Raw genomic sequence first — 3690 nt, 5'->3', positions numbered from 1 at the left:
AGGTGCTGGAAGCCGGGTATAAAAAGACGCTTGGTACCATGAATAATCTGGTCAGTACTACGGCAAGCACCACACAGAAAGCGTTTATCGCCGCTTGTGATCAGGCGTATATGCAGGTGTCAAGCGGTGCGTTTAGCTATCAGCAAGCCATCCGCATGGCGGTCAAGAATCTGGCGGACGGCGGCGCATATGTCACCTACCCCACCGGACATCGTGACCGCATTGACGTTGCGGTTAGACGTTGCGTGTTGACCGGCGTGGGGCAGACTGCGGCAGCAGTGGCGAAAAAGCGTGCAGAGGATTCCGGGTGTGATTACATGGAGCTGACAGCCCATTCCGGCGCACGTCCGGACCATGCGAAATGGCAGGGGCAGCTTGTGCGCATCCGTGGAAACGGCAAGGAAAAGGTCATTGACGGGCTGAAAGTATTCACGCTGCACGAGATCGGCTACGGCAAAGGCGATGGCTTTAAGGGCTGGAACTGTCGGCACAACTGGCATCCGTATTATCCGGGGCTTTCCACACCGAACTACACGCAGGCAGAGCTGAAAAAGCTGGACGAAAAGAGCATCCCATACAACGGCAAGAAGTACACGGAGTATGAGGTCAGCCAGATGCAGCGGACAGCAGAGCGGAAAGTCCGTGCGCTGAAACGGCGCACGCTGGCAGCGCAGACGGCTGTAGAGAACGCGCCGGACGAGGACACCCGGATGGTACTGCAAACTGAGTACATGACCACAGCAGCGAAGCTGAAAGACTCTGAGCGGATTCTGAATGACTTCTGCCAGCAGACCGGGCGGCGGCGTGATACGTTCCGGGAACAGGTTGCGGGATTCGGGAAGGGTGAGGCGCAGAAGGCGGTTCATGCGGCGAAGAAGCATAAAAATACTGCTGATACTGGTGCAAATAGTGCCGATCACGCTGTGGATATTACACCATTGGCGCAAAAGGATAATGGCGGTACGGGTAAGACGTATCATACCGAGAGAATAGAAACACCAACAATGCATATGTTAACCCCAGATCATTTTACAAAACGCCAGTTAAGGGAAATGCCAATTGACGAACTTAAAGATAGAACTGCAAAGTTGGCAGAAACATGGTATAAGAGTGGAAAAAGTGGCATTTCATTTGGTAGTTCCGACCCAGCGGAAGTGGCAAAAACACTAGCCGAACAAGGTAGCAGGACGTCATTGATAAAAGATTATCAGAAACTGGAGAAAAAAGTCAAAGAATTAGCAGAAGGTAAAACAAAATCACCAAAACTAAGTGAAGAGGAACTGCAGAAGTGCGAAAAGAAATCATGTGAAGTTGGTCAAAGAGTTCTTTCAAAGTTGACAAAAGATGAAAATGGTGCTATAATTGATACAGAAACAAAAAATGCTGCCGGAGAAATCGTTAGATTAAAAAACGAATCTTTGACAACAGGAGAACCGAATTCAATATCGCAAGTTGTTAATAAATATGGCGGTGTAAATCGTGATTACTATGGTAATGATGGAAATCAAACCGTTCAGATTAGCAATAATGGGCATGGAAATCCAGGTGATACAGCATTTGGCGAGTTTGGAGAACATGCGCACGATTATTATGTTGATGAAAATGGGAATACGATACGTGGAGAAGCACGAGAACTTACACCAGAAGAAAGAAAAAGGGATAGTGATATACTATGAAGAAAACCGTAAACGAAATAAAAAATCGTCTGGAAAAGAACGCTACTCATGTTTCATTCGAGTATAATGGAAAAATTTGTGGTATTGACCCGGTAAATGGAGAGTATAATATGTGGTGCGGGTATGATCACGAATACGCTGCAATTAACATCACAGAAGCCATGAGCGTTCCTTTTTTTGATGGAAAGAAACTCCAAGATATTATAGACGACATCGACATTATTGATTTTTAAGCGTACCATCCGGTGCGCTTTTCTTATGCCTGAAAGGAGTTATACGTGGAAAAGATAACAAAAGAAAGATACCGGGAGTACCTTGAAAAATTGTTGGATCAAGTCACTGAAGCCACAATATGTTCTGTGGATGAGGGATACAAACAAATCGAACTCATAAATTATGCGATGAAAGAATTGTACTTATTGGATAATGAAAAAATAAGCATCTCACCTGCTATTATTTCTGAGAGGAGTTGCAAATGACAAAAGAGCAATTTAACGAAGCAGAAGATATCATGTTTGACAATCAACGATTTTTTAGATGACCCAGCTGCGTATAACGGGTTATGCGCCGTAATGTGTGATATCTACAAAGCGTTAACAGGAGAAACATCAGAAAAATAAGCATCTCAGCCGAGGTGCTATTTTTATACCCAAAACCCAGCGTTCGGAGAAATCCGGGCGCTATTTTTATGCCCTGTAGGAGGTGATTTTCATGGCAGATGAAGAAAGCGTAAAAGTCCCAATTGACGGAGATACCAGCGGATTTGACCAAAAAATCGAAGGCATGAAAGGCACTATTTCCGCCGCATCTGTGGCAATGGGCAATATGCTGTCAGATCTGGGTAAGAAAGCCCTGTCCGGCTTCGGCAACATGATTTCATCTGGTGACGAATTTAACCAGGCAATCGACCAAATGGCAGCATCCACAGGAGCGACCGGTGCAGAGCTGGAGGGGCTGCGTGACGTTGTGAAAGACGTCTACAGCAACAACTTTGGCGAATCCTACGAGGACGCTGCCAACGCCGTGGCGGAAGTGTCTAAGCAGACCGGACTGATGGGTGAAGAACTCCAGAAAGCCACAGAGGGTGCTTTTGCCCTGGGTGACACCTTTGGTTATGAAGTTAACGAATCCACCCGCGCAGCGTCTGCCCTTATGACGAATTTCGGTATTTCTGCCGAAGAAGCGTATAACCTGATTGCCGTGGGTGCGCAGAACGGCGCTGATCAGAACGGCGATTTATTGGACACTCTCAACGAATATTCCGCACAGTATGCCGCATTGGGCTTAAATGCGGAACAGTTCACGCAGTCCCTGATTGCCGGCGCGGAATCCGGTGCGTTCTCCATCGACAAGGTGGGCGATGCGGTCAAGGAATTCAACATCCGGGCAAAGGACGGCTCTGATACATCCGCAGAAGCATTTGCAGCCATCGGCATGAACGCAGGGGAAATGACAGCGAAGTTTGCTGCAGGCGGTGACACGGCGCAGGAAGCGTTTTTCCAGGTAGTAAAATCGCTGGATTCCATGGAAGATCCCGTAGCGAAAAATGCGGCGGCTGTTGGTCTGTTTGGTACACAGTATGAAGATCTGGAAGCCAATCTGTTACCTATGCTGGCGAGTATGGAAGATGCATCCGGCGTGGCTTATGACGCCCTGGGGCAGATCAACGAGGTCAAGTATGACGATGTTGGCAGCGCCATGGAAGGACTAAAACGCACCATCGGCAAGGCTACCATCGACATTCGATCAAACCTGTCCGGTGGTTTGGCTGACGCTATCGGCGGTTTTGTCAATGTACTAAATAATGCAGATGGTGATCCCGGAAAGATCTTTGACGGGATTGTCGAAGCCGGAAAGACGGCATTGGATGCTATTGCCCCGGTCATTGAGGGCTGGGTAGAAAAAGGCAAGGAAATCATTGAAAAGATCGTCACTGGTATTCAGGAGAATTTGCCGACCATCAAGGAAAAGGCAAAAGATATCCTGCAAATGCTCATTGAAGGTATCACTAGCA

General features: G+C 47.6%; 4 protein-coding genes. All 4 read left to right on the top strand.

The annotated features are described in order from the left end of the window. Nucleotides 1-1676, top strand: a 1676-nt coding sequence (locus QZ375_RS13930) for a phage minor capsid protein (RefSeq protein WP_365729260.1), incomplete at its 5' end; no start/stop codon positions are given. Further along, nucleotides 1673-1909 (top strand): hypothetical protein, encoded by a 237-nt coding sequence (locus QZ375_RS13925; RefSeq protein ID WP_295219938.1) that lies wholly within the window; start codon nucleotides 1673-1675, stop codon nucleotides 1907-1909. The genes QZ375_RS13930 and QZ375_RS13925, both read left to right, overlap by 4 nt. Before the next feature lie 45 nt (nucleotides 1910-1954). Continuing rightward, entirely contained in the window at nucleotides 1955-2155 is a 201-nt protein-coding gene (locus QZ375_RS13920; protein WP_295219935.1) for a hypothetical protein, read from the top strand. 232 nt (nucleotides 2156-2387) lie between these two features. After that, on the top strand, nucleotides 2388-3690 hold a 1303-nt coding region (locus QZ375_RS13915), incomplete at its 3' end, for a phage tail tape measure protein (RefSeq protein WP_295219933.1).

The organism is Ruminococcus sp., from assembly GCF_019417665.1.
Taxonomy (GTDB): Bacteria; Bacillota; Clostridia; order Oscillospirales; family Ruminococcaceae; genus Ruminococcus_C.
Note: the sequence above shows the minus strand (reverse complement) of the source record. Positions and strands in the feature narration are given on the sequence as shown.